The organism is Burkholderia sp. MR1-5-21 (assembly GCF_053427715.1).
Genome location: NZ_JBSAXD010000141.1, coordinates 1 through 368, shown reverse-complemented (window position 1 = coordinate 368; position 368 = coordinate 1). Strand labels below are relative to the sequence as shown.

The 368-nt window shown below is 60.6% G+C and carries 1 protein-coding gene; it reads right to left on the bottom strand.

Annotation, left to right across the window (positions count from 1 at the left end):
- On the bottom strand, positions 1–368 hold a 368-nt coding region (locus ACV229_RS40785; protein ID WP_448088689.1), incomplete at both ends, for a transposase.

Sequence of the window (368 nt, the reverse complement as noted above, 5' to 3'; positions counted from 1 at the left end):
AGCGCGACGGCGGTGCAGTTGTATCCCCGTCGTGCAATCATCTCCTGTAGCCAGAGGCTTTGCGGATCGGTCTTCGCTTTCACGTAGCGGAGCACGGCCCGTGCGCCATGGATGAATAAGGTTCGCAGATAGGTGTCGCCACGCCGACTGATGCCCTGCAGGCGCGGTTTGCCTCCGGATGAATACTGTCTGGGCACGAGGCCCAGCCATGCCGCCAAATGCCGACCATTACGGAACTGCTGGGCATCGCCAATCGCGGCGACGATGGCCGTGGCGGTAATCGGACCGATGCCAGGCACCGCCGCGATCTTCTTGCAAAGCGACGATTGCTTCATGAATGTCTGGATCGAGGCCTCGATCAAGTGGAT